This window comes from Pelagibacterium limicola (assembly GCF_015694405.1).
Taxonomy (GTDB): Bacteria; Pseudomonadota; Alphaproteobacteria; order Rhizobiales; family Devosiaceae; genus Pelagibacterium; species Pelagibacterium limicola.
Genome location: NZ_JADQDB010000006.1, coordinates 35226 through 56917, shown reverse-complemented (window position 1 = coordinate 56917; position 21692 = coordinate 35226). Strand labels below are relative to the sequence as shown.

Here is a 21692-nt window from a genome sequence, read left to right as displayed (position 1 = left end):
CGGACTTGACTGTCCGTCAAGGGCGGTTGCCAGAAGCAGCCCATGCGTCCTGCCTGTCCCTGCTGTTGCACCTTAGCCAGTGACCATATGGGGCAATTACATGAATATTAGGGCAAAAATCTTCGCCATCGTCGGTCTCATGGGGCTGGTCTCGGCGCTTATCGGCGGCATGGCTATCTATGTATCTGCCGAATACAATTCCAAAATCCGCACGTTAGAGAGTTACGCGGATCAGGTTTATTTGGGCGAGAGGCTCAATCGCTACGTCACGGCTGTGGTGATGGAATCGCGCGGCATCTATGCTTCCCGGACCACAGAAGACGCTGCTCCCTTCGCTGAAGGGCTGATGAACTATCTCGATCGCATCGATACGTTGCTTGCAGAATGGCGCCCATTGGTGGCCGCGGACGAACTGACCGATTTCGAAACGATGGTTGCCCGAGCCGGGGAGTTTCGTGAATTCCGGACCGAGACAGCCCGTCTGGGCCGGGAAGTCGATCCAGCCCTTGCCAATGAGCAAGGCAACAACACGGAAAATAGGGCGAACCGGCGCGCATTTCAGGCTGAAATCGATGCGGTTGTTGCCGAGGATCTCGTCGGATTCAACGCAGTCAAAGACGCCATCACATCCTTCCAGCTGCAGATGCTCACGATTATCCTCGTGACCGTTGCTATCGGCCTGGGGGCCGGAATCGCCGCAGCGGCTTATATCGGCAATACTCACCTTTCACGCCCCATCGGGCGGCTGACCGGAAGCATGCAGGCACTGGCGGACGGCGATCTCGATGCGCAAATAGACTATGTCGAAAATAAGGACGAAATCGGCGCAATGGCGCGCACGCTGGAGGTGTTCAGGGACAACGCCCGGACTGTGGCAGCCCTTGGAGAAGAGGAAAAGGCGCGAGCACTGGCAACCGCCGAACGCGCTCGGACGATGGAATCCTTCCAGGCCGACTTCGATGCAGCCGTGGCCGCTTCGCTCGAGGGTGATTTTTCAATACGCATCGGGGAAGACTACGCCGACCCCGACATTGCGCGGATTGCGACCAATTTCAATGGTCTGCTGGGAAGCGTCGATGCCGGGCTTTCCGAGGCGGGCAGCGTGCTCGCTGCGCTCGCCCAGACTGACCTTACCCGACGCATGGATGGCGAGCATCGCGGCGCCTTCCTCAAGCTCAAAACAGACATGAATACGGTTGCCGACACTCTGACCGACGTCGTGACCAAGCTGCGGGGGACGTCACGGGCGGTGAAGATTGCGACAAGCGAGATCCTCTCGGGCGCCAACGATCTTTCCGAGCGCACCACCAAGCAGGCCGCGACGATCGAGGAGACCTCGGCGGCAATGGAACAGCTGGCGACGACCGTCATGGAGAATGCAAAGCGCGCGCAGCAAGCGAGCGAGACCGCGCTTTCGGTGACCAGCGCGGCCGAAGAGGGCGGCGCCGTGATGGGTGAAGCCAATGCTGCCATGGAGCGCATCACGACCTCGTCGGCCAAGGTTTCGGATATTATCAAGCTGATCGACGATATCGCCTTCCAGACCAATCTATTGGCACTGAACGCTTCGGTGGAAGCGGCGCGCGCCGGGGAGGCAGGCAAGGGCTTTGCTGTCGTTGCGATCGAGGTGCGCCGGCTGGCGCAATCAGCAGCGGAAGCCTCCTCGGAGGTCAAGGCTTTGATCGAGCAGAGCGGCTCGGAAGTTGAAGGTGGTTCGAAACTCGTCGCGCGGGCGGCCGAAAAGCTCGCCGTAATGCTCGAAGCGGCGCGGGCAAATACGGAACTGATGGAAGGCATTGCGCGGGAAAGCCGCGAACAGGCATCGGCGATCGAGGAAGTCAATACCGCGGTGCGCCAGATGGACGAGATGACCCAGCACAATGCGGCGCTCGTCGAAGAGACCAATGCCGCCATTGAGCAGACGGAAGCCGAGGCCAATCGCCTCGATACGATTGTCGATATCTTCAGGCTCGATACGAGCGTGGACAAAAGCGTGCCCATCCCGGCAATACCGGCTTCAAAACCGAAGCCAGCGACGATGAAGGCGACGCGCGGTGCCTACCTCGCGCGGGGCAATGCTGCGGTCGATGCGGACTGGAGCGAGTTCTAGCCTTGGCCGTGAAAGGGCGTCTTTTTTAGACGCCCTTTATGCCAGGGCCGCCGCGACAGCAGCCTTGGCGTGGAGGCTCGTGGTGTCGTAAACCGGCAGCGGGCTGTCGTCGTCGCCTATAAGCATGCCGATTTCGGTGCAGCCCAGGATCACGGCCTGGGCGCCTCTGGCAGCGAGTCGCTCGATGGCGCGCACATAGATCGCGCGCGAGGCGTCCGAGACGATCCCGCGGCAGAGTTCTTCATAGATGATGGCGTTGAGATTGGTATGATCGACGTCAGGGACAAGTGGGTCGAGCCCGCGCTCCCGCAGCCGGTCCTTGTAGAAATCCATCTCCATCGTGAAGCGTGTGCCGAGGAGTCCGACGGTCTCCGCGCCATCGGCCAGCAGCGCGTCGGCGGTGGGATCGGCGATGTGCAGGAACGGGCATGAAATTGCAGTTTCTATCGCACCGGCGGCGATGTGCATTGTGTTGGTTGCAAGAATGACGATCTGGGCGCCAGCCGTTTCAAGCGTTCTGGCACTTTGCGCAAGAAGGAATCCCGCCTCTTCCCATGCGCCCTGCGACTGCATTTGCGCGATGGGAGCGAAGTCAAGCGCTTGAAGCAGGATGGGCGCCGAATGCAGCCCGCCCTTGAGGCGCGCCGTTTCCCGGTTGATCGCGGCGAAATAATGCGCGGTCGACTCCCAGCTCATCCCACCGATGATACCGATCGTCTTCATGATCTTGTGCCGGCTGAGAACTGTCCGGGGATGTGGGCGAAGGCCTTTTGCACCTCAATATAGGCCGGGCGCTTGAAGGGCACGATGATGTCGTGCACACGGAAAAAGTCCTCCCAGCGCCAGGCATCGAATTCGGGATCGAGCGCGCCTGCGCCGGGTGCGTCGAGATCGATCTCGCTTTCATCCCCGGAGAGGACAAAGGCAAACCACTTCTGGCGCTGGCCACGAAACTTGCCTTTGAGGGCTATGCCCAAAACTTCGTCGGGCAGGTCGTAATAGATCCAATCCTTTATCGCACCCAGAAGCTTGACCGAGCGGACCGAGGTTTCCTCGAAGAGCTCGCGATGCGCTGCGGCCAGCGGGTCCTCACCTGGATCGATGCCCCCCTGGGGCATCTGCCATGGCTGTGAAACCTCGGATGTGTCCGGCCCTGGCGTGAAGATTCGACGGGCAATGAACACCTTTCCCTCTCTGTTGAAGAGCGCGATGCCGACGCAGTCGCGATAGGGAAGGGCGTCGCGGAGGGTTTGCTTGTCGGTCATTGTATTGGCGCTTCAAGGAGTGATGGCTCTTACTGCGCTGCCGTGAGCCGGTCGGTCAAGAGCGCGCTCACCGGAACGAGGAGATAGGTGTTCTCGTCGAGCCCCGTGGACCATTCGGCAAGCGTGCGGATCGAGACCGGCAACGCAGAAATTGTGCCGATCGCCCAGCCACGCTCGGCGGCACGCGCTTCCAGCGCAGCAAGCGAAGACAGGATGACATTGCGGGAGGGGTTGGCATCGAGCGTTGTATCGGCGCGGGCGAAGGGAACTTCATTGGCGCGCGCCAGCTGCGGGGCAACCGAGCGGTTGGACGAGCCATCGTCGAGATAGGCCAGTCCGCGTATGCCCAGTTCCTCCATAATGGGTGAAAAATCGGCGGCCGAGGCAGTAAACCGCGCGCCCATATGATTGAGGACACCGACATAGCCCCCCATGCGCGTCAAGATCCAGTACAGCTTTTCGAGATTGTCCCGTGCGGGCTGGTCGGCAAGAAGGGTATGCGGGCCGGGATCGTTCTGGGGATAGTCGAAGGGCTCAAGCGGCAATTCCAACATGATCTCGTGTCCCGCGCCGCGCGCTGACTGGGCAAGTTCGGGGAGATTGTTGCCATAGGGTGCGAAAGCGAGTGTCACCGCTCCGGGGAGTGAATCGATGGCTTGGCGAGTCGTTGTCGGATTGAGACCCAAGCCGGTAACAACGACGGCGATCAGCTTGCGCCCGCCGGCCGCCTCGGGCGTGATGGCCGGGCGGGCATAGGCGGTATGGGGCTTTAGGCCGTCGCTGCCAATGCGGGGCAAGGGGCCGTGCCGCGTTTCCTCGACAAGCTGCGGCAAGGCGCCATGAGCGGTGATCTGAGCAATATTGCGTTCGATCGCCGCAACGCCCTCACCGTTTTCCCCAAGCGATATGAAAGAGGGCCCCGGTCCTGTTGCGGGGATGTCGACCGCGTCCGGCGGGATTTCGCGCCCTACTTCAATCTCGACACGATTTGGCTCGGTCGCCGTCGTTACGGGCACTTCGACCACCGGCCGTCCGCCGGAGGGATCGTTGACCAGGGCAATCCACAAAACGATGCCGGCCACCCCGAGAAACAGAGTTCCTGCGCCAATTCGGGCCCATGGCCACTGGGCCAAGCCAAGCTTGCGGCCGGGCATAGGGCCCTTGCGCCGCTTCCTGCCCAAGGGTGCGCTCAACTCGTCGGTCATGCCGATCCGGTTCCGCCCCCGCATATGTGGCCGCATTGCGCTCCCGGGCAGGGGGGCCGAATCACGCCCGGAAGACCAGTTCAACGCTATTCGATTTTCTCGGTGCGGGGAATCCGCCTCAAAAAAACGCCCGCTGCGATTGGATCGGAGCGGGCGCTTTAACTATTCAGGTCCGGCCTTCCTCACCAGGAAAACTCGCATTAAAATGCCCTAGTTGGACGTACTTGCCGCCCCGTTCGGCGAGCGCATGTTGGCTACGATGGCGGCGGGATCGGGCGGAAAGGCGTCATGGGATTCGGTCCCCAGGATCAGATCGATGGCATATTGCATCTGATTGTCCGCTTCGCGGTCTGCCGGCACATAAACCGACGACCCCACGGTCGCTTCCTCTTCCTCTTCTCCCGAAATATGCCCGGCAAGTCCGGCTTCGCCAATGATCTCGTCGCGGCCCCGGAACTCCTCGGGCACATCCTGTAGCACCTGGATGTCGGGTGTGATGCCTAGCGCCTGGATGGACCGGTTGGCGGGGGTATAGTAGCGCGCGGTCGTCAACCGCATCGCCCCGTCAAAGCCGAGCGGAATGATCGACTGCACCGAGCCCTTGCCGAAGGAGCGCGTCCCCACGAGCGTGGCTCGGCCATGATCCTGTAGCGCGCCGGCAACGATTTCGGCCGCCGACGCCGTGCCGCCGTTGATAAGCACGATGACCGGAATATCGGTAATGAGGCTGTCGATGTCGTCGGCTGCCGCATCGTATCGGGCGCTCTGGTTGGGCAGGCGGCCGCGGGTCAGAACGATGGCCCCTTGCGAGAGGAAGGCATCGGCGACGAACTGGGCCTGGTCCACGAGCCCGCCAGGGTTGTTTCGCAAGTCCAGGATGATGCCTGGAGGCGGACCGTCCTCGGCGTCCATGATTTCGCGCAGCGCACGCTCCAGTCCCGCATAGGCCTGGCCTGAAAAGCGGGCAAGGCGAATGATCGGAATCTCGCGTTCATAGCTCCAGCGCACTGCCGAGATGGCAATAATGTCGCGCGTCAGGGTGACTTCAATCGGCCTGTCGGCGTTCTCGCGGGCGATGACAAGGTCGACATCGGTGCCGACCTGCCCGCGCATCTTGCTCACCGCTTCGTCAAGTGTCATGCCCATCACCTGTTGCCCGTCGATTTCCACGATCAGGTCGTTGGCGAGGATTCCGCCGCGCGAGGCGGGACTGTCGTCATAAGGCGAGACGACCTTGACGAGTCCGTCTTCCATCGTCACTTCGATGCCGAGGCCGCCGAAGGTTCCTGATGTATCTTCCCGGACATCGGCAAAGCTCTCGGGGCTGAGATAGGCCGAGTGGGGGTCGAGCGAGGTCAACATGCCCTGGATCGCTGCTCGGATAAGCTCGATATCGTCAGGCGCCTCGATGTATTCCTCGCGGATGCGGTCAAAGACGAACCCGAAAAGCTCGAGCTGGCGGTAGAGCTCTTCCTCATTGTCCGATTGGGCGGCAACGGTTCCTGGCAGACTCAGGGCCAACACCGCCATGACGCCGAAGGCGAACCGCACCCAAATAGGCGCGCTCTTGTTTTTCCGACCCGCCGCCGTTGTCGAAGATACCGTCATCAACTTGTTCCACTTTCCTGTTCCTGGGGGGTGACCATCCACCACTCCAGCGGGTTGATGGGAATGCCGCCCTCGCGCATTTCAACATACAGCGTTGGCCCGTCAACGCCAGTGGGGCCGCTCTGCCGGGCCGCATCGCCCATTCTACCCACCGGCGTACCCATCTGGATGAATTCGCCGACCGTGGCCTCGACCGTTTCGAGGCCGGCCAGGACGATCAGATAATCGAGGCCGGCATTGATAACGACGATTTGGCCGTAATTGAGGACAGGTCCTGCATAGGCGATCCAGCCATCGGCGGGGGCGAGAACCGGAGCCCCGGTGGCGGTAGCAAGGCTGACGCCTTGCGCGGTGCCTCCGAAACCGTCGGCCGCCCCGAAGTTCTCGACGAGGTCGCCAACGGCAGGCTGCGTGAGGAAACCCCTTGCAGATTCAATGGGGACAGCCGGCTCGGTGCGGGTCTGGTCGGCAAAGGCGACCTCAAGGACTTCGCGGTCGAGAACCGGAACGCTCGATCCGCTCGCAGCCGCGGTGCGGGCATCTCCCGCTGCGGTAACCGCTGCGATGCGGGCCTCGAGCCCGGCGATCAATTGTTCGAGAGAGGTCGCTCGGTCGGCAAGGGCCAGCGCGCCCGCTTCTTCTACGAGGAGATCCTCGGTCAACCACTCCAGCCCCTGCTTGCGCGCTTCGATGACCGTGGCGATACGCAGCCGCTCGGCATTCAGGGTTTCAAGGTTGGCGTTGAGGTGTTCGGCCTCGGCAAGGGCGGTTTGTTTGATTTCCACCAGAGCATTGAGACTGTCGGTGACCGTCCGGGCGCGTTCCTGAAGCTGGGGAAGAACAGCGCTCAACAAGAGAGCAGCTCGCGCCGATCCCAGGGCGTCGGAGGGATCAACGATCAGGGCCGGAGGCGGGCTGGCCGAGATGCGCTGGAGCGAAGCGAGGAGGTTGGAAATCGAGCGGTCATGCCCGTCGAGCCTGTGGCGGATCGAACGCTCGGAAGCAAAGAGCTCTTCAAGCCGTTCCTCAATCAGCCTTATATCCTCACCTGCGAGGTCGACGCGCTGGCCGGTGGCAACGAGTTCGGCCGCAAGGCGGCTTGCGTCACCATCGAGCGCCTCGATTTCGGCACGGATCTGGGCAATGCGCTCGTCGGTGAGCCGCATCCGGTCGGCCAGCCGCGCGAGATCGTCGCTGGCCTCCTCGGCGGTCGGCTCCAATTCGGCATGGGGGATGGTATCGAGGTCGACGGGGTCCGGCTCGCTCTCCTGCGCGCCCAAGGGGGCAGAATGAAGCGATCCCGCCAGTATTAAGACCGGAAGGAGAGCGGGGGGTCGCAGAAATGCAAAAGCACGCCGAATCACGGGCCGGACTTTATCAGGGATTCGGGGCTCAATCGCCACGATGATAGGGATGTCCGGATAAAATTGTGGTGGCCCGGTAAAGCTGCTCGGCGGTAAGGATGCGAACGATCTGATGAGGCCATGTCATGGGTGAAAAGGAGAGAACAAGATCGGCGCGGGACCTTACCTCGTCATCGAGTCCATCAGGTCCGCCGATAACGAGCGCGAGGGCGGGCCGGTTTTCATCGCGCCATTGGGCAAGTCTGGCAGCGAAGGGTTCGCTTGCGAGGGTCGTTCCGCGTTCATCGAGCGCGACGATGACGGCTTTTTCAGGGATGGCCGAGAGAATGGACCTGGCTTCCTCGCGCTTGCGTGCATCGGCGCTGCGGCTGCGCGATTCGGGCAATTCGGATAGAACCGGACCGGCGAGGCCGAGAGGCTTGCCCCCGATTGCTGCGCGCTCGAGATAGCGCGCGGCCAGCACCCTTTCGGGCCCATCCTTCATGCGCCCGACGACAACAAGCATAATGCGCATCGACTATCCGTCAGACGGTCAGTGTGCGTCGGCCTTGAAATCCGCAGCCCACATCTTCTCGATGTTGTAGAACTCGCGAACTTCGGGCCGGAAGACGTGCACGATCACATCGTCAGCATCGACCAGAACCCAATCCGCCGTCGGCAGCCCTTCGATGCGGGGCTTGGCATAACCGTTTTCCCGCAACGCCTTGACGAGCTGGTCGGCAATGGCGCCGACATGGCGGTTCGACCGGCCCGAGGTTACGACCATGTGGTCGGTCAAGCTGGATTTTCCCGTAACGTCTATGGCGAGGGTGTCTTCGGCCTTGGTATCCTCGAGGCAAGCGAGGATCAGATCGAGAAGGGGCTGCTGCGGCAGGGTCTTGGGGGATGCATCGTTTGATGCGGTCTTGATGGGCGTGAGAGCCATTAAGGGGCGACCTCCGCCTGGAGAAGGTGTCCGTGGGTCATCAGGGTTGCACTTTTTCCTTTCGTTGTGGATCCGGCGCAAACCACACCGGAACGTCCAATATGCGCATCGTCAAGGGGTTTGCCAAGACGGCGCACACCGACAATGTCATCATGACTTAATGTCGTTAATGAGACGGTAACCAAATGTCAGGAACGGCGCCCTATTTCCGGCTGCGCAGCTGGGATGAGGACAGTGTGCTCATCAGCCCGTGCAAAAACACCCAAGCGGGCGGATCGAGCGTTGCCAGGAGCCGAGCGTCCGACTCATCGATCCGGCCGTGGCGGAAACGTGAGGCGGCGCGTGAAACGGCGGCCTTGCGGGTCGAGCCGGGCCGCACATAGACGGCAACCGGCATCATTGAGAAAATCTCGTCCCAGCGCTCCCAATGGTGAAAGCCAGCAAGGCTGTCGGCACCCATGATCCAGACGAATCTGCGCCCTGGAAGGGTCTTTTGCAGGTGGGAGAGGGTTTCAAAGGTGTAGGTAAATCCATGAGCGGCTTCAAAGCCGGTGATGTGACAGCGGGGCCCGGCCACAAGTGCCCGGGCAGCGCGGACGCGCGCATCGAGCGGGGCAAGATCGGAATGATCCTTTAACGGGTTCCCTGGGGTCACCAGCCACCAGACAGCGTCGAGATCGAGGCGCTTGAGGCATTCGCGCGACACAAGGCGGTGGCCTTCGTGCGGCGGGTTGAAGCTGCCGCCGAACAGACCTATGCGCATCCCCGGCGAGGAGGGTGGCAGCGAAACGATATCCCGGGAAAAGAAAGCCGCGCTCAAGGACGGGTCTGCCCTGTGCCGCGAACGAGATATTTAAAGCTCGTCAATTGCTCGACGCCGACCGGGCCGCGCGCATGCATCTTGCCGGTCGCGATGCCGATCTCGCCCCCAAAGCCGAATTCGCCGCCGTCGGCGAACTGGGTCGAAGCGTTATGGAGGAGGATCGCCGAATCGAGGCGGTTGAAGAAGGCTTCGACCACTTTGGGATCCTCGGCAATCACCGCTTCGGTGTGATTGGACGAATAGGTCTGGATATGGGTTATCGCCCCTTCGATCCCGTCCACGACTTTGACCGCAATGATGGAGTCGAGATATTCGGTATGCCAGTCCTCCTCGGTCGCGGTGGCCGCTCCGGCATAGACTGCCTGGATTTCTGCATCGCCGCGAATTTCGCATCCCCTTGAAGCCAGAGCGTCGAGGACGGGCTTCAAATGGGTTTTGACCGCCGCGCGATCGACAAGAAGGGTTTCCGCTGCCCCGCAAATGCCAGTGCGGCGCATCTTGGCGTTGGCGATGACATCGACGGCCATAGAGAGATCTGCGCTCTTGTCGAGGTAGATGTGCACGAGACCTTCGAGATGGGCGAAGACGGGCACGCGGGCCTCCTCCTGCACGCGCGCGACCAATGCCTTGCCGCCGCGGGGAACGATGACATCGATGCTGCCATCGAGCCCCCGGAGCATTTCGCCAACAGCGGCGCGGTCGGTGGTGGGAATCATCTGGATCGCCGCTTCGGGGAGACCCGCGGCTGAAAGACCCTCGACAAGCGCATCGTGAATGGCGCGCGAGGAAAAAAAGCTGTCCGAGCCGCCACGCAGGATCACCGCGTTTCCTGCCTTCAGGCACAAGGCTCCAGCATCGGCGGTGACGTTGGGGCGGCTTTCGAAGATAACCCCGATAACCCCCAACGGTGTTCGCACACGAGCGATATCGAGCCCATTGGGGCGCTGCCAGCGGGCGATTTCAACCCCAACAGGATCGGGCAGGTCGGCGACTTCACGCAGGGCCGTGGCGATTGCGGCAATGCGATCGGCATTGAGCGTCAATCGGTCGATGAAGGATGCGGCAACGCGGTTGGCCCTTGCAGCCTCGAGGTCCTTGGCATTGGCGGCAAGGATCGCGTCTTCGCCTGCAAGGATCGCGTCGGCCGCGGCGAGGAGTGCCTTGTCCTTTTGCGCGCCCGGGGCGGTCGCCAGTACGCGCGCAGCGGAGCGAGCCTTTTGGCCGATTTCGGCCATCATGGCGGCGACACCGTCGCTGTTGGACATTGCTGACATTTTTTTCTCCTCAGGCCTTCAACAGCACGAGATTGTCGCGATGGACGAGCTCGGTGCGGGTATTGAGGCCGAACATTTCCTTGATGGCGTCGCTCTTCTTGCCTTTGACCAGTTCGGCTGTCTCGCGGTCCATGCCGGCAAGGCCGCGGGCGATCTCGCGGCCGGAAAGGTCATGAATGGCAACGGCATCGCCGGGAACAAAGTCGCCACTTACCGTGACTACGCCAATCGGAAGAAGCGAGCGCCCGGTGCCCAGCGCGCGGACCGCGCCGTCATCGATCGTTATATGGCCGACGACCTCAAGGGTGCCCATGATCCAGCGCTTGCGTGCGGCCTTTGTGGTGGCGGTGGGCGCAAAGAGCGTATGAATGCCCCCGTTCATGAGCGTGCCAAGAGGGTCTGGCCCGGTGCCAGAGGCGATGATCATGGCGGTCCCGGCATGGGTTGCGATCTTGCCTGCCTCGATCTTGGTTGTCATGCCGCCGCGCGAAAGATGGCTGGCCGCTCCGCCCGCCATTGCCTCGATGTCGGGGGTGATGCCGGCAACGAAAGGAATATGCTTGGCTAGGGGATCGCGAGCCGGTGGAGCCGTGTAGAGTCCATCGACGTCCGAGAGTAACACCAGAAGATCGGCCTCTATCATCGAGGCGACGCGCGCCGACAGCCGGTCGTTATCGCCATAACGGATTTCCAGGGTCGCAACCGAATCGTTCTCGTTGATGATGGGCACGGCGCCAAGGCTCAAAAGCGTATTGACGGTCGTGCGCGCGTTCAGGAAATAACGTCGTTCTTCAGTGATATTGGGGGTGAGAAGAATCTGCCCCGTCACGATCCCATGCTTGCCAAGGTGGCCGGCCCAGGCCTGGGATAGAGCGATCTGCCCCGCACTGGCAGCGGCCTGACTCTGTTCGAGCGGCAAGGACTTGGCGGAAAGCCCAAGGATACGGCGTCCGAGCGCGATCGCGCCCGAAGAAACGATCACCACCTCGCGGCCTTGCGCTTTCAGGGTTGCGATGCTCGCGGCGAGTGATTCAAGCCAGGGCTCGCGGAGTTTTCCGGTCTTTGTATCTACGAGCAGCGCCGAACCGATCTTTACGACCAGCCGTTTATAAGGGGCAAGCGCGTTGATTTGGGGCTCGGTGGCGGCCATCAGGGCGTCCATTTTTGCTCCGGCGCGATCCGTGAGGAGCGTGCCTCGTTTTCCTTACCGTGATCGAGGGCTTCGAGGACCGCATATAACACAGTATCGACGTTATGACCGGTCGCACCCGAGATGGTGAGGACCGTACCTCCGCAAGCCTCTCCCAGCATTGAGGCACGTTCCTCGACAGTTTGCTCATCAAGCGCATCGATCTTGTTGAGGCAGACGATTTCTTCTTTTTCTGCCAGCCCCCCGCCATACGCGGCGAGTTCGTCCCGGATGGTGCGATAAGCGCCCGCCACATCCTCCTGGGTCCCGTCGATGAGGTGGATCAGCACCGCGCAGCGTTCGACATGGCCCAGGAAACGGTCGCCAAGCCCAGCTCCCTCCGATGCGCCTTCGATGAGGCCCGGTATATCGGCGAGCACGAATTCGCGCGCGCCGATACGGACGACGCCGAGGCCGGGATGAAGGGTCGTAAAAGGATAATCGGCGATCTTGGGCTTTGCCGCGGTCACCGCAGAAAGAAACGTCGACTTGCCGGCATTGGGCAGGCCGACGAGGCCGGCATCTGCAATCAGTTTAAGCCTCAGCCATATCCATTTTTCCTCGCCGGCAAGGCCCGGATTGGCGCGCCGGGGAGCCTGGTTGGTAGAGGATTTGAAATGGGCATTGCCAAAGCCGCCATTACCGCCCTCCAAGAGCACTTCGCGCTGGCCGATCTCGGTGAAATCGGCAATAAGCGTTTCCCCGTCCTCCTCGAAAATCTGCGTACCGACGGGCACTTTAAGGATGACGTCTTCGCCATCGGGGCCGGTGCGGTTCTGCCCCATGCCGTGCGTGCCGGTTCCGGCCCGGAAGTGCTGCTGATAACGATAGTCGATAAGCGTATTGAGTCCATCGACGCATTCGACGATGACGTCGCCGCCCCGCCCGCCGTTGCCGCCGTTAGGACCGCCGAACTCAACGAATTTTTCGCGTCGGAAGGCGATGGCGCCGGCACCGCCATTGCCCGAACGAATAAAGACCTTGGCCTGGTCGAGGAATTTCATAGTGTCTCCAGCGCCTTGTAAAAGGCGTCGCGGGTAAGTTCGGTCTCGATATGGTCGATCTCGGCCTTTTGGGCAAGGCAGATACGCTTGCCGATCCGGGTTCTTACAAAGCCCAGCTTGTCCTGGATACGGAGCGAGGCGGTGTTGAAATGAAAAACACCCGAGACGAGAGTGTCGCCGGTCGAGTGGGAAAAATACCAGTCGATCACCGCACGCGTCGCCTCGGTCATATAACCCTTGCCCCAATAGGCCCGTCCGAGCCAGTAGCCGATCTCGGGCAAGCGTCCCTCGCGATGGGTGCCGCAGAAACCTATGAGCCCGGCCTCCTTTTCGCAAATGGCAAATGTTATCGATTCCGGTGACCATTCGCGCTTCTGCCGGATCAGCCAGTCAAAAGCCATTTGCATCGTATAGGGGTAAGGGACCCGGGCGAGGTTTTTGGTGACCTCGTAGTCATTGAGGAGGGCAGCAATGCGCGGCGCATCGCGCAGACGCGGACGGCGCAGGACGAGCCTGAGAGTCTCGATCTCGGGTTGGGACCCTGTCATTGCCCCGTCGCTCCGATCCTGTAGCGGGCAACCGATACGCCCGAATGCGGTCCGCACGCGGCAATTGCTTCGCTTTCAAGAACGAAACCGATTTTTTCAAGAATGGCTCGCGATGCGCGGTTTTCCGAAATGGCACGCGCGATCAGCGCCGGGCACTCGCGTCTTCCAAGTGCGGCCTGCACGAGCGCCTGCACCGCTTCTGTCGCAAGGCCACGTCCCCAATAGGGTTCGCCCAGCCAATAGCCGAGTTCTGGCGCTTCCCCGGGCTGGAAGGTCAGCCCGACGACGCCCGCTACCCCATCGGACGCAACCGTTATAACGAACGGGCGTTCCTCGGGGCGCTGCGCGAAGTCCTCGACAAAGGCGATGGCGTCCGCTGTCCCGTAGGGGAAGGGAACGCGCGCAGTCATGCGATGAATCTTTTCATTATTGGCCAAACGCGCAATGGTCGGCACATCGTCCATGTGCGGCGCGCGCAAGACGAGGCGCGCAGTCTCGATCCGCGAGGGCAGCCAATCGGTCGAAAAGTCGGTGTCCATCACCTGAACCCAAATGCAAAAAAGGGGAGCCGGTGACCGGCTCCCCTTATCTCTAGCTGACCGCAACGCAGGGGAGAAGGTCTCCGGCGTTTCGGTTTATATCCGACCGCCGTTATTCGGCTGCCTTGACTGGCTCGACAGACACAAAGCTCTTGCCGCCCGACTTGGTGGCAAACGTCACGGTGCCGTCGACCAGCGCGAAAATGGTGTGGTCCTTGCCCAAGCCGACATTGGTGCCGGGGTGCCACTTGGTGCCGCGCTGGCGGATGATGATGTTGCCGGCCACAACCGTTTCGCCACCGAACTTCTTGACGCCGAGACGGCGGCCAATGGTGTCGCGACCGTTGCGGGATGAACCGCCTGCTTTCTTATGGGCCATCTTTGTTCGTCCTTATTCCTTGTCGGCCTTTTCGGCCTTCTTGGCCGCTGGCTTCTTTGCAGGAGCCTTGGCCTTGGTTTTCGTCGCGTCCGCAGCTTCCGCCTTGGTCTCGGCCTTCTTGGCAGGCGCCTTTTTCGCAGGCTTTTCCTCTGCGACGTCGGCGACCGGAACAGCCTCGGCCTTTTCGGCCTTCTTGGGTGCGGCGGCTTTCTTGGCCGAGGGCTTTGCGCCGCCGGTCAGGATCTCGGTGATGCGCACGAGGGTCAACTCCTGCCGGTGACCGTTCTTGCGGCGATAGTGCTGGCGGCGCTTCTTTTTGAAAATGATGACCTTCTTGTCGCGGAATTGCTCGACGACCTCGCCGGCCACCAGCGCGCCCTCGACGAGCGGGACACCGATGGTGTCGCCGACCATCAGCACGTTTTCGAAGGTTACAACTTCACCGGCGTCTCCGGCGATCTTTTCGATCCGGACCAGATCGTTGGCAGCAACCTTATATTGCTTGCCGCCGGTCTTGATGACTGCGAACGTCATTTGTCTGTGACCGGACGAGAAAGCCCGGTTCCCTTATGTTTTCGCGTCCTGCGGCGCCGCGGCGGTGCCCTTTTTGTCCGCGGTCTTCGTCTTTGACGCCTGATGTTGGCAGGTGTCCGGGCGGCCTGTGGCTGCGTGTTGAACAAACAAAACAGGCGCGTGGGGATGCCCCTCCGCGCGTTTGCCGGTGCTTATCGGTGCAAATGTCCCGCGAGTCAAGCGGCTTGGGCCCCTCGTGGCGGCCTCAGCGGTCAGGATACCAGTCGCGGATCCTGATTTCGGTTCGGCTGCCAGGAGGCAGTGCGGCAGATAGCTCTTGCGGTTGGGTACCGATTTCGCCGGAGGCAAATCCGTAATGAAAAGGGTAGACGGCTCTGGGCTCCACCTTTCCAATGCAGGTTACGACCTGATCAGGAGTCATCGTATAGGGGAGGTTCATGGGGAGGAAGGCGATATCGACGGGGCCGAGATCGTCCATCTCCGGTATCGGCTCTGTGTCGGAAGCGAGATAGACCTTTGTGCCGGCAAAGTCGAAGAGATAACCGTTGCCCACCCCTTTTTCGTGGTATTTGGCCCGCTCGGGGGTGGTATTGTACATGGGGATCGCCTTTAGCCGGACGCCGCAGACCTTTGCCTCGTCGCCATTTGCCATCATCATCTTGGTCCTGGCGGCGATGTCGGCGGGCATCTGGTCGTACACGCGCTTTGGGGCGACGAGCGCGGTTTCGTCTGAAATCAGGGCGTCGAGCGTTTCAAAATCCAGGTGATCGTCGTGATGGTGCGTGAGAACGATGAGAGTCGGCCGCTCGAGCGCGGCGTAACGCCCCGCGCCGCCGACGGGGTCGCAAAAAATGGTCTCTCCGTTCCATTCCAGAACGAGGCTCGCATGGTGGACGGGAATGATTGCAAGCGGCCCTTTGGCCGTTTCGATCTCATCGCGTTCAAACATCGGTTCTCTCCCCGTTGTCCTTCTCGATACCGGCCGGCGGAAACTCCTCGCGCAAAAAATCGCTCCTGTGGATGCGGGTCCAATGCTCGAAGTCCCAGCGCGGCGCGTTCGCAGAAATCGCCCGGCGTGGCAGATAGGCCTGAGCGCCGACAGTGTTGTTCCCGCTCCGGACGAGAAGCGCTTCGCGTCGGTACTGGTTCCCTTCATAAACATCGAGACGGGCGAGAGCGGCGGCCGAAAGGCCTTCGATCAGCAGGCCGTCAGCCGCATCGTCCTGGTTGGCGACGAGCGCGGGATAAAGCACGCCGGGTATATAGACAGCACGCCAGCCAGGCGCGCTCACCCGTTGCAACGCTTCATCGGCCAGGCGTTGGCCCAGCACGAGGGCGCGAATGTGCGGGTCGCACAAGGTGCCGTAAACAAAGAGCGGCAGGGACGGGTCTGCGTTCATCGGTGCATTCATGGGAGGAGCGTAACCGAACTTGTCCAAGCCGCAAACAAGGTGTTGCGGGCCAAGAGCGCCTATGCCATATAGCGCCCACCCAAGAGACCCCAGCGCGGCCGGCTCCCAGCGGCGGGACGCGTCACCAAGACGGAGAGGTGCCGGAGTGGTCGAACGGGGCGGTCTCGAAAACCGTTGAGCGCGCAAGCGTTCCGAGGGTTCGAATCCCTCCCTCTCCGCCATTTTGTTTGCTATATTGCTGATAATACAGGGTTTTTTCGAGCATGAGTGAAGCAGTATGCATCTTCGTGTGCCCTTGCTTTGTTTGATACTGCATTTCGCCTCAGCCCAGTGCCCATTCGTGATCGGCTCACAGTGCCAATGGGATCTGATAGGAACGACGCTGAAGCAAGCCAGCAGTGATGTCGAGACGCTCTAATCGCACCCGACCTGTCGGTGCAGTTTGCGCACGCTGCGCCAGTACACTTCTAATAAGCCAAAGAAAGTCCGGTGTTGTTGTCAAGGGCAAGCCGAAGGCCGTGTGCCACTGCACGATGCTCCGCTTCTCATTTGATCGAGCGGACCGCTCTGGATGTGCTCCTGGCAGCGGCCGCTGCTGTTTTCGGCAGCTGTAGCTTGATGTTCTTCTTGGCTCTCAGCGCGCGTTGGCGGGTTGGGACGAGTCAGGACGAACGTTGCGGCACAAGCCAGAACAGCGCCTTGCACGGCGAGAAGCCAAGGCGCCAACCCTAAGAGCAACGATAGCGTGAAGGTTGCGACGATCACCGCAATAGCAATGGCCTTGGCGCGCGGCGCAATGGCACCCTTCTCCTGCCAGTCCGCGAGAAGGGGCCCGAACCGCCGGTGCGTGAGGAGCCAGTAATGCAGACGCTGAGAGCCGCGTGCAAAACAGAATGCTGCGAGCAACAAGAAGGGCGTCGTCGGCAAGAGCGGCAACACTACTCCTGCCGCCGCAAGCGCCACGGCAATGCATCCAGCGGATGCCCACAGCACACGTGCCATCATCTACCTCGCTTTCTCTACGCGCGGCTTGAGAAGGATCGGCGCGTAAACCGCGCAGAACAGCGCGAAAGCAAAGATCCACAACAGCCCACTGACCGAGAAGATCGGGAAGTACAATGCCGGGACGAGATCCACCAGAGGACGAACCAACGCCGCCGCTGCCACATAGCTATAGGCCACGACGATCAGCACTGGCGCCTTGATCTCGCGCCCGGTATGCCCAAGGGCTGCACGCGACATCACCGCCAGTGTCATCCCCCCGATCGCGCCGACCAGCAGCACGTGTGCTGCCGAAGCATGGGTCAGAAGGCCTGTTGCCCCAAATCCGATCACCACAAGTCCCAAGGGAACGAAGGCATATGCGAGATGGAGCGCGCCAACGATGGGCTCGCGCCAGCTCGAACCACCGCGCCACCGCACGAGCCGCAAGCCCTGCGCTATGCCGGCAGCGAAACACAGTGCGGCGGTCAGCCAGTCGTCAGGCGCGCTTACCCACAGGACGAAGGCGGCGAGCGTCAGGAGCAGCGTTCCCTGATCGAACCGGTCGAACGGTGCGGGCAGCAATTTTTGCCTCCGCCGCGACAGCCAGTTGCGTGTAAAGCTGGGCACGATCCGCCCGCCAACAAGACAGATCAGCATCACCAATGCTGCAATCGCCATGCGGCTCGCAATGCTTGTGTCCTCGCCACTGAAGGCGAGGATATGGAACCAAATGTTTGCCGTCGTCAGCGCACTGAGGCCGGCCAGTATCTTGAGGTTCTTCCAATTCCGCCCTGCCATGATCTCGCGCAGCGCCACCAGCGTCAGCGCCGGCAGAAATGCGGCTTCGATTGTAAGGGATATGGGCAATCCCAGCGCGTCGGGAAACAATAGGGCCAACCTTCCGGCAAACCACAACGCCACAAGGGCGAGAAGCGGCGTTCCGGATACCGGAAGGCGGCCGGTCCAGTTTGGTATCGCGGTGAGCATGAAGCCCCCCATCACCGCACTGGTGTAACCGAAGACCATTTCGTGGGCATGCCAGTTGACCGGTCCGAACGTCCCGCCCACCGGCCATCCAGAGATCAGTGCCATCACCCAGAGCGACATCGCCAGAATTGCCCAAACGCCGGCTAAAAGGAAAAAGGGCCTGAAGCCGTAGGAGAGGATCGCCGGGCCGTTAGCGGCGATCCCGCGCGGGATGCCGCCATTGGCGATACGGGTAAAGAACACGTCTCAACTCCATGATCGAGATTACGATGCCACTCTTGAAGCATGAACGATGGGTTGTCTTTGCGCTGTCACAAGGAAATCGCGACGCTTGCCGGCTAGGATAGAAGCTGGATCAATGGACGAGACCAATGCCTGGCATCGACAAGACCATGACCATGCTCGAGGTGATGACGCGCTGGCCGCACACGGTGCCGGCCATCATCGCCCACGGAATGCACTGTGTAGGGTGTCCGATTTCCGGTTTTCATACCGTTGGGGAAGCCGCGCTCGAACATGGCATGTCACCCGACGCGGTGGCTGCAATGCTTAAGGATTCGACGCGGATCAGCGCGTCTCGCCGACATTGTCGGCAAGCATCATGAGTCTGTGCGGATCGCGCACCAAAAGCCGCTGCCTCCCCGTCTGGACCAGTCCCTTTTCTTGCCAAGCGGTTAGGATGCGGGAGACGGTGTGGAGTGTCGTGCCGGTCATCTCAGCGAGATCCTGCTTGGAAATCGGAAAATCGATCCTGATTCCATCTGCTTCCTTGCGACCTGATTGCTGCAAAAGCCGCAATACCGCATGAGCCACCCGCCTCTCCACCTCCTCGGTGGCCATTTCACGCAGGCGCGCGTGCGATTCCTGGAGGCGCTGGCCGACAGCGTGCATCGCGCCGATCGCGAGCGAAGCGTGCTTTTCGATGAAGCTGCCCCATAGCCCCATCGGCCAAGCCAAAGCAGCACTGTCGACGACAGCGATTGCCGTGCCGGGATAGTCGTGCCGCTGCAAAGCCTTGGCGATACCGAACAGGTCGCCCGGCACAACGATACGGATGATGACCTGCTGACCGTCCTCGGTCACCTGCGAAACCTTGAGCCGCCCTTCGACGAGCACGAAAAATTCGTGCGCCTCCGCCCCTTGCTCAAACACTGCGGAGCTCGCGCCGTACCGGCGCAACGTGGCGCGTTCGAACATTTGTGCGAGCGCCGGCTCGTCCAATGACTGGAAAAGATCAAACCGGCGGATCGTATCGAGATAGGGATGGGCCATAGGCGCGCGAGGTGTCCGGTCGGTCGGTTCGTTTCGGACAACTTAGGCCGACGGGAACCGCCGGGCAACGGCTAGTAGCTAGGTCAGGCAAACCGCCGCACGATGGCGCGTATCCAACCGATCAGCGGATCGTGCCATTTCGGTTCACGCACGAGGCGGAAGCCAAGGTGATCCGGTGGTAGACCCGCAGCGCAGGCCCCGGCCACCGCATCGCGAATAAAGCCCGACATATAGGTCCTGTGTTGGCCTTGCAGCGCCCGCACACCACAGTTGTCGAGCCTCGACATCACATTGCCGGCAGCGTTAAGCACCACGCGCTCGAGGCATGTATCTGTCCACTCCCATACATTACCGGCGATATCGGCAATGCCCAGCGCATTCTCCCCAAATGCCCCTCGCGGCTGCACGGTTGGCTCGCCTTGTTTACCGCGTGCCGCCATGGACCTGTATTCGGCCAGCCAACGATCCGAAAGACTCTGGCCAGAAATCGCCGCTGCGGCGGTGTCGCCCTCAACTTGCGCAAAATGCAACCATTCGAGATTGGTAGGAAGGCGCCATGTCTCGCCCGCCTGACGCGAATACCACTGCGCATAGGCCGTGGCATCGAGAAAGCTCACTCCGGTGGCGGGCAGATCCACCCTTGCCGTTTGCCGTCTGTCGAGCGGAGCACAGGCCCCGGCATCGACGCAAGCCTTATAATCGGCCGCGGAAACCTGATATTTCATCACTTCGAGCTGCACCGAAACCAGCCGCGTCGCGAGGGGCGCATCGATATCGTGCCCGCCAACAGAAAACTGGCCGGCATCGCGGTAGGTGACAGAACCAGGGGCTACCAGCACCGATTCGACCGGTGTGTGCCCGCCGGTTGCTCCGCCGTCCGGTGAAAACAGGACAATGGCACCGGCTCCGATTGCAGCCAGTACAACGAGAGGCATTGCGACCGATCCGGCATTCTTAAGTCCCATTATTGCGGTCATTTGCGCTTCCATTCGAGAAGAAGGCGGCCCGGCCGCCGTTGGCCGGACCGCAGAATCAGGCTCTCGCCTATTCGATCGGTCGGGGCGCTACGACCTGGGTCATCAGATCGTCGTTCCACTCGCCTTCAACGAGGACGTGGGCTGCCGCACCGAGCTGTTCGGCTTCGATGAGGTTATGGTTGACGTAGGCATAGACGCCTGGCTGGAGGAAGGTGTAGAGCGCAGCTCCCGCAGCGCCGCCCGGAATGAGCCAGGTTTCGAGATCGCGAAGCGGGGTGTTGTTGAAGCTGCCTTCCGGCCACACATAATCGCCATGCCCGCCAATGAGGTGAGGACGGCTGTCGCGGTTGGCGGTGCTGTGAATGATGAGCACGGTCTCCCCGACCTTGGCCTTGAGCGCATTTTCCCCGGTCAGCGCACCAACCGCACCGTTCATCACTATGTGCGTCGGGATCAGTCCCTTCATAACCTCGAGCGTATCGCCGAAGCTCTCGCCCAGTGTGTCGTAGGTCTTGAAGTTCCCGTCCTCGTCACGCGGGATATAAAGGTCGTTCTCGCCGATATAGAAGATATCGTCGTAAGTGACCGGATTGCCTTCGTGGTCCTTGAGGCCGTCGCGCGGCAAGACCAGAACGGCACCACTCATCCCCGACACCACGTGCCAGGCAATCATACCCTCCGGCGCGCAATGATAGACAAAGACGCCGGGTCGGGTCGCTTTCCAGCGCAGCACAACCTCTTCACCTGGATAGATATTGGTCAGCGCGCCACCGCCCTTGGCGCCCGTCGCGGCATGGAAGTCGACATTGTGCGGCATCTCGTTGGTCTCGGGATTGACCAGCGTGAGTTCGACATAGTCGCCCTCATGCACGACCATCAGCGGGCCAGGCATCGACCCGTCATAGGTCATGGCGCGAAGGACCGTACCCTGGCCGTCGACGACCATGGGTTTTTCTTCGATTTCCATCCGGAACTGCACCACCCGCGGCTCAGCCGGCGCGATCTGCTCGTGCGCAGGAGCAAAGGGTGGAGCCACAAGGTCTACCGTGATCCGCTCAAGGCTTTCGAAATCGACGACGTCCTTGGCGAACGCGGGAAGGGCGAGGCCCAAGGGTATCGCCAGAGCTGCCGTTGCCGCCCCTGCAAGCAGGGTCCGGCGTAGCACGATATTGAACTTGGTCATTTTATTCTCCTGGCTTGTACAGCCCTCAGTTGGGCCGTGTCAGGAGAGTTTTAAAAGAAAGCGGAGAAGTTCAGTTTGCGCCGGAACAAACATCGCTCGGCTAGGGCTTG

General features: G+C 61.2%; 24 protein-coding genes and 1 tRNA gene. 3 read left to right on the top strand and 22 right to left on the bottom strand.

Annotated features, from left to right (window positions below):
- Positions 1-100 precede the first annotated feature (100 nt).
- The gene (locus I2G20_RS13045) at positions 101-2110 is read left to right on the top strand and encodes a methyl-accepting chemotaxis protein (RefSeq protein WP_196260167.1); all 2010 of its coding nucleotides are present in this window, start codon (positions 101-103) and stop codon (positions 2108-2110) included.
- 36 nt (positions 2111-2146) lie between these two features.
- Here the strand turns inward: I2G20_RS13045 and I2G20_RS13040 are convergent, their stop codons facing one another.
- The 17 genes from I2G20_RS13040 to I2G20_RS12960 form a co-directional block, all read right to left on the bottom strand.
- Entirely contained in the window at positions 2147-2833 is a 687-nt protein-coding gene (locus tag I2G20_RS13040; protein WP_196260166.1) for an aspartate/glutamate racemase family protein, read from the bottom strand.
- Positions 2830-3375, bottom strand: coding sequence for an RNA pyrophosphohydrolase (locus I2G20_RS13035; RefSeq protein ID WP_196260165.1), 546 nt, complete (start codon positions 3373-3375; stop codon positions 2830-2832). The genes I2G20_RS13040 and I2G20_RS13035 overlap by 4 nt, the downstream gene beginning before the upstream one ends.
- Before the next feature lie 29 nt (positions 3376-3404).
- Positions 3405-4616, bottom strand: a complete 1212-nt coding sequence (locus I2G20_RS13030) for a divergent polysaccharide deacetylase family protein (RefSeq protein ID WP_196260164.1) — start codon at positions 4614-4616, stop codon at positions 3405-3407.
- 174 nt (positions 4617-4790) lie between these two features.
- Complete coding sequence (locus I2G20_RS13025) at positions 4791-6188, bottom strand: S41 family peptidase (protein ID WP_196260163.1); 1398 nt, start codon at positions 6186-6188, stop codon at positions 4791-4793.
- Complete coding sequence (locus I2G20_RS13020) at positions 6188-7468, bottom strand: murein hydrolase activator EnvC family protein (RefSeq protein WP_196260162.1); 1281 nt, start codon at positions 7466-7468, stop codon at positions 6188-6190. The genes I2G20_RS13025 and I2G20_RS13020 overlap by 1 nt, the downstream gene beginning before the upstream one ends.
- Before the next feature lie 112 nt (positions 7469-7580).
- Positions 7581-8066 carry a 23S rRNA (pseudouridine(1915)-N(3))-methyltransferase RlmH gene (gene rlmH, locus I2G20_RS13015; RefSeq protein ID WP_196260161.1) on the bottom strand — a complete coding sequence of 162 codons (486 nt, stop codon included), beginning with the start codon at positions 8064-8066 and terminating at the stop codon, positions 7581-7583.
- Positions 8067-8084: 18 nt separating this feature from the next.
- Positions 8085-8477 carry a ribosome silencing factor gene (gene rsfS, locus I2G20_RS13010; protein WP_196260160.1) on the bottom strand — a complete coding sequence of 131 codons (393 nt, stop codon included), beginning with the start codon at positions 8475-8477 and terminating at the stop codon, positions 8085-8087.
- Positions 8478-8679: 202 nt separating this feature from the next.
- Positions 8680-9297: a nicotinate-nucleotide adenylyltransferase gene (locus I2G20_RS13005; RefSeq protein WP_281389728.1), complete on the bottom strand. Its 618-nt coding sequence runs from the start codon at positions 9295-9297 to the stop codon at positions 8680-8682.
- Entirely contained in the window at positions 9294-10574 is a 1281-nt protein-coding gene (locus tag I2G20_RS13000) for a glutamate-5-semialdehyde dehydrogenase (RefSeq protein ID WP_246473079.1), read from the bottom strand. Before I2G20_RS13000 ends, I2G20_RS13005 begins: the two co-directional genes overlap by 4 nt.
- Positions 10575-10584: 10 nt before the next feature.
- Positions 10585-11736 (bottom strand): glutamate 5-kinase, encoded by a 1152-nt coding sequence (gene proB, locus I2G20_RS12995; protein WP_246473078.1) that lies wholly within the window; start codon positions 11734-11736, stop codon positions 10585-10587.
- Complete coding sequence (obgE, locus tag I2G20_RS12990; protein ID WP_196260159.1) at positions 11724-12767, bottom strand: GTPase ObgE; 1044 nt, start codon at positions 12765-12767, stop codon at positions 11724-11726. The genes proB and obgE overlap by 13 nt, the downstream gene beginning before the upstream one ends.
- Positions 12764-13315, bottom strand: coding sequence for a GNAT family N-acetyltransferase (locus tag I2G20_RS12985; protein WP_196260158.1), 552 nt, complete (start codon positions 13313-13315; stop codon positions 12764-12766). The genes obgE and I2G20_RS12985 overlap by 4 nt, the downstream gene beginning before the upstream one ends.
- Positions 13312-13854: a GNAT family N-acetyltransferase gene (locus tag I2G20_RS12980; protein WP_196260157.1), complete on the bottom strand. Its 543-nt coding sequence runs from the start codon at positions 13852-13854 to the stop codon at positions 13312-13314. The genes I2G20_RS12985 and I2G20_RS12980 overlap by 4 nt, the downstream gene beginning before the upstream one ends.
- A 112-nt stretch (positions 13855-13966) precedes the next feature.
- Positions 13967-14233 (bottom strand): 50S ribosomal protein L27, encoded by a 267-nt coding sequence (rpmA, locus tag I2G20_RS12975; protein WP_196260156.1) that lies wholly within the window; start codon positions 14231-14233, stop codon positions 13967-13969.
- A gap of 12 nt (positions 14234-14245) precedes the next feature.
- A complete protein-coding gene (rplU, locus tag I2G20_RS12970) occupies positions 14246-14767 on the bottom strand; it encodes a 50S ribosomal protein L21 (RefSeq protein WP_196260155.1) in 522 nt (173 codons plus the stop codon).
- Between the two features lie 244 nt (positions 14768-15011).
- A complete protein-coding gene (locus I2G20_RS12965) occupies positions 15012-15716 on the bottom strand; it encodes an MBL fold metallo-hydrolase (RefSeq protein WP_196260154.1) in 705 nt (234 codons plus the stop codon).
- Positions 15709-16167: a gamma-glutamylcyclotransferase family protein gene (locus I2G20_RS12960; RefSeq protein WP_196260153.1), complete on the bottom strand. Its 459-nt coding sequence runs from the start codon at positions 16165-16167 to the stop codon at positions 15709-15711. The genes I2G20_RS12965 and I2G20_RS12960 overlap by 8 nt, the downstream gene beginning before the upstream one ends.
- A 143-nt stretch (positions 16168-16310) precedes the next feature.
- Here I2G20_RS12960 and I2G20_RS12955 point away from each other — a divergent pair.
- Positions 16311-16400, top strand: a tRNA-Ser gene (locus tag I2G20_RS12955).
- 277 nt (positions 16401-16677) lie between these two features.
- Here the strand turns inward: I2G20_RS12955 and I2G20_RS17540 are convergent.
- Together I2G20_RS17540 and I2G20_RS12945 are read right to left on the bottom strand one after the other, a co-directional pair.
- A complete protein-coding gene (locus tag I2G20_RS17540) occupies positions 16678-17181 on the bottom strand; it encodes a YbaN family protein (protein ID WP_196260423.1) in 504 nt (167 codons plus the stop codon).
- A 3-nt stretch (positions 17182-17184) separates the two neighbouring features.
- Positions 17185-18393 (bottom strand): NnrS family protein, encoded by a 1209-nt coding sequence (locus tag I2G20_RS12945; protein WP_196260152.1) that lies wholly within the window; start codon positions 18391-18393, stop codon positions 17185-17187.
- A gap of 128 nt (positions 18394-18521) precedes the next feature.
- On the opposite strand from I2G20_RS12945, the gene I2G20_RS12940 reads away from it, so the two are divergent.
- Positions 18522-18755, top strand: coding sequence for a DUF1858 domain-containing protein (locus I2G20_RS12940; protein WP_196260151.1), 234 nt, complete (start codon positions 18522-18524; stop codon positions 18753-18755).
- On the opposite strand, the gene I2G20_RS12935 is transcribed toward I2G20_RS12940, so the two are convergent.
- The 3 genes from I2G20_RS12935 to nirK form a co-directional block, all read right to left on the bottom strand.
- Positions 18718-19422 carry a Crp/Fnr family transcriptional regulator gene (locus I2G20_RS12935; protein WP_425502642.1) on the bottom strand — a complete coding sequence of 235 codons (705 nt, stop codon included), beginning with the start codon at positions 19420-19422 and terminating at the stop codon, positions 18718-18720. The genes I2G20_RS12940 and I2G20_RS12935 overlap by 38 nt on opposite strands.
- 83 nt (positions 19423-19505) lie before the next feature.
- Positions 19506-20399 carry an SUMF1/EgtB/PvdO family nonheme iron enzyme gene (locus tag I2G20_RS12930; RefSeq protein ID WP_246473077.1) on the bottom strand — a complete coding sequence of 298 codons (894 nt, stop codon included), beginning with the start codon at positions 20397-20399 and terminating at the stop codon, positions 19506-19508.
- A 67-nt stretch (positions 20400-20466) separates the two neighbouring features.
- Entirely contained in the window at positions 20467-21567 is a 1101-nt protein-coding gene (gene nirK / locus I2G20_RS12925; RefSeq protein ID WP_196260420.1) for a copper-containing nitrite reductase, read from the bottom strand.
- Positions 21568-21692: the final 125 nt, after the last annotated feature.

Excerpts from the sequence above, each read along its gene's own strand:
- I2G20_RS13045 (WP_196260167.1), top strand. The coding sequence starts at position 101 with ATGAATATTAGGGCAAAAATCTTCGCCATCGTCGGTCTCATGGGGCTG.
- I2G20_RS13040 (WP_196260166.1), bottom strand. The coding sequence starts at position 2,833 with ATGAAGACGATCGGTATCATCGGTGGGATGAGCTGGGAGTCGACCGCG.
- I2G20_RS13035 (WP_196260165.1), bottom strand. The coding sequence starts at position 3,375 with ATGACCGACAAGCAAACCCTCCGCGACGCCCTTCCCTATCGCGACTGC.
- I2G20_RS13030 (WP_196260164.1), bottom strand. The coding sequence starts at position 4,616 with ATGCGGCCACATATGCGGGGGCGGAACCGGATCGGCATGACCGACGAG.
- I2G20_RS13025 (WP_196260163.1), bottom strand. The coding sequence starts at position 6,188 with ATGACGGTATCTTCGACAACGGCGGCGGGTCGGAAAAACAAGAGCGCG.
- rlmH (WP_196260161.1), bottom strand. The coding sequence starts at position 8,066 with ATGCGCATTATGCTTGTTGTCGTCGGGCGCATGAAGGATGGGCCCGAA.
- rsfS (WP_196260160.1), bottom strand. The coding sequence starts at position 8,477 with ATGGCTCTCACGCCCATCAAGACCGCATCAAACGATGCATCCCCCAAG.
- I2G20_RS13000 (WP_246473079.1), bottom strand. The coding sequence starts at position 10,574 with ATGTCAGCAATGTCCAACAGCGACGGTGTCGCCGCCATGATGGCCGAA.
- proB (WP_246473078.1), bottom strand. The coding sequence starts at position 11,736 with ATGGACGCCCTGATGGCCGCCACCGAGCCCCAAATCAACGCGCTTGCC.
- obgE (WP_196260159.1), bottom strand. The coding sequence starts at position 12,767 with ATGAAATTCCTCGACCAGGCCAAGGTCTTTATTCGTTCGGGCAATGGC.
- I2G20_RS12985 (WP_196260158.1), bottom strand. The coding sequence starts at position 13,315 with ATGACAGGGTCCCAACCCGAGATCGAGACTCTCAGGCTCGTCCTGCGC.
- I2G20_RS12980 (WP_196260157.1), bottom strand. The coding sequence starts at position 13,854 with ATGGACACCGACTTTTCGACCGATTGGCTGCCCTCGCGGATCGAGACT.
- rpmA (WP_196260156.1), bottom strand. The coding sequence starts at position 14,233 with ATGGCCCATAAGAAAGCAGGCGGTTCATCCCGCAACGGTCGCGACACC.
- rplU (WP_196260155.1), bottom strand. The coding sequence starts at position 14,767 with ATGACGTTCGCAGTCATCAAGACCGGCGGCAAGCAATATAAGGTTGCT.
- I2G20_RS12965 (WP_196260154.1), bottom strand. The coding sequence starts at position 15,716 with ATGTTTGAACGCGATGAGATCGAAACGGCCAAAGGGCCGCTTGCAATC.
- I2G20_RS12960 (WP_196260153.1), bottom strand. The coding sequence starts at position 16,167 with ATGAACGCAGACCCGTCCCTGCCGCTCTTTGTTTACGGCACCTTGTGC.
- I2G20_RS17540 (WP_196260423.1), bottom strand. The coding sequence starts at position 17,181 with ATGGCACGTGTGCTGTGGGCATCCGCTGGATGCATTGCCGTGGCGCTT.
- I2G20_RS12940 (WP_196260151.1), top strand. The coding sequence starts at position 18,522 with ATGCCTGGCATCGACAAGACCATGACCATGCTCGAGGTGATGACGCGC.
- I2G20_RS12935 (WP_425502642.1), bottom strand. The coding sequence starts at position 19,422 with ATGGCCCATCCCTATCTCGATACGATCCGCCGGTTTGATCTTTTCCAG.
- I2G20_RS12930 (WP_246473077.1), bottom strand. The coding sequence starts at position 20,399 with ATGACCGCAATAATGGGACTTAAGAATGCCGGATCGGTCGCAATGCCT.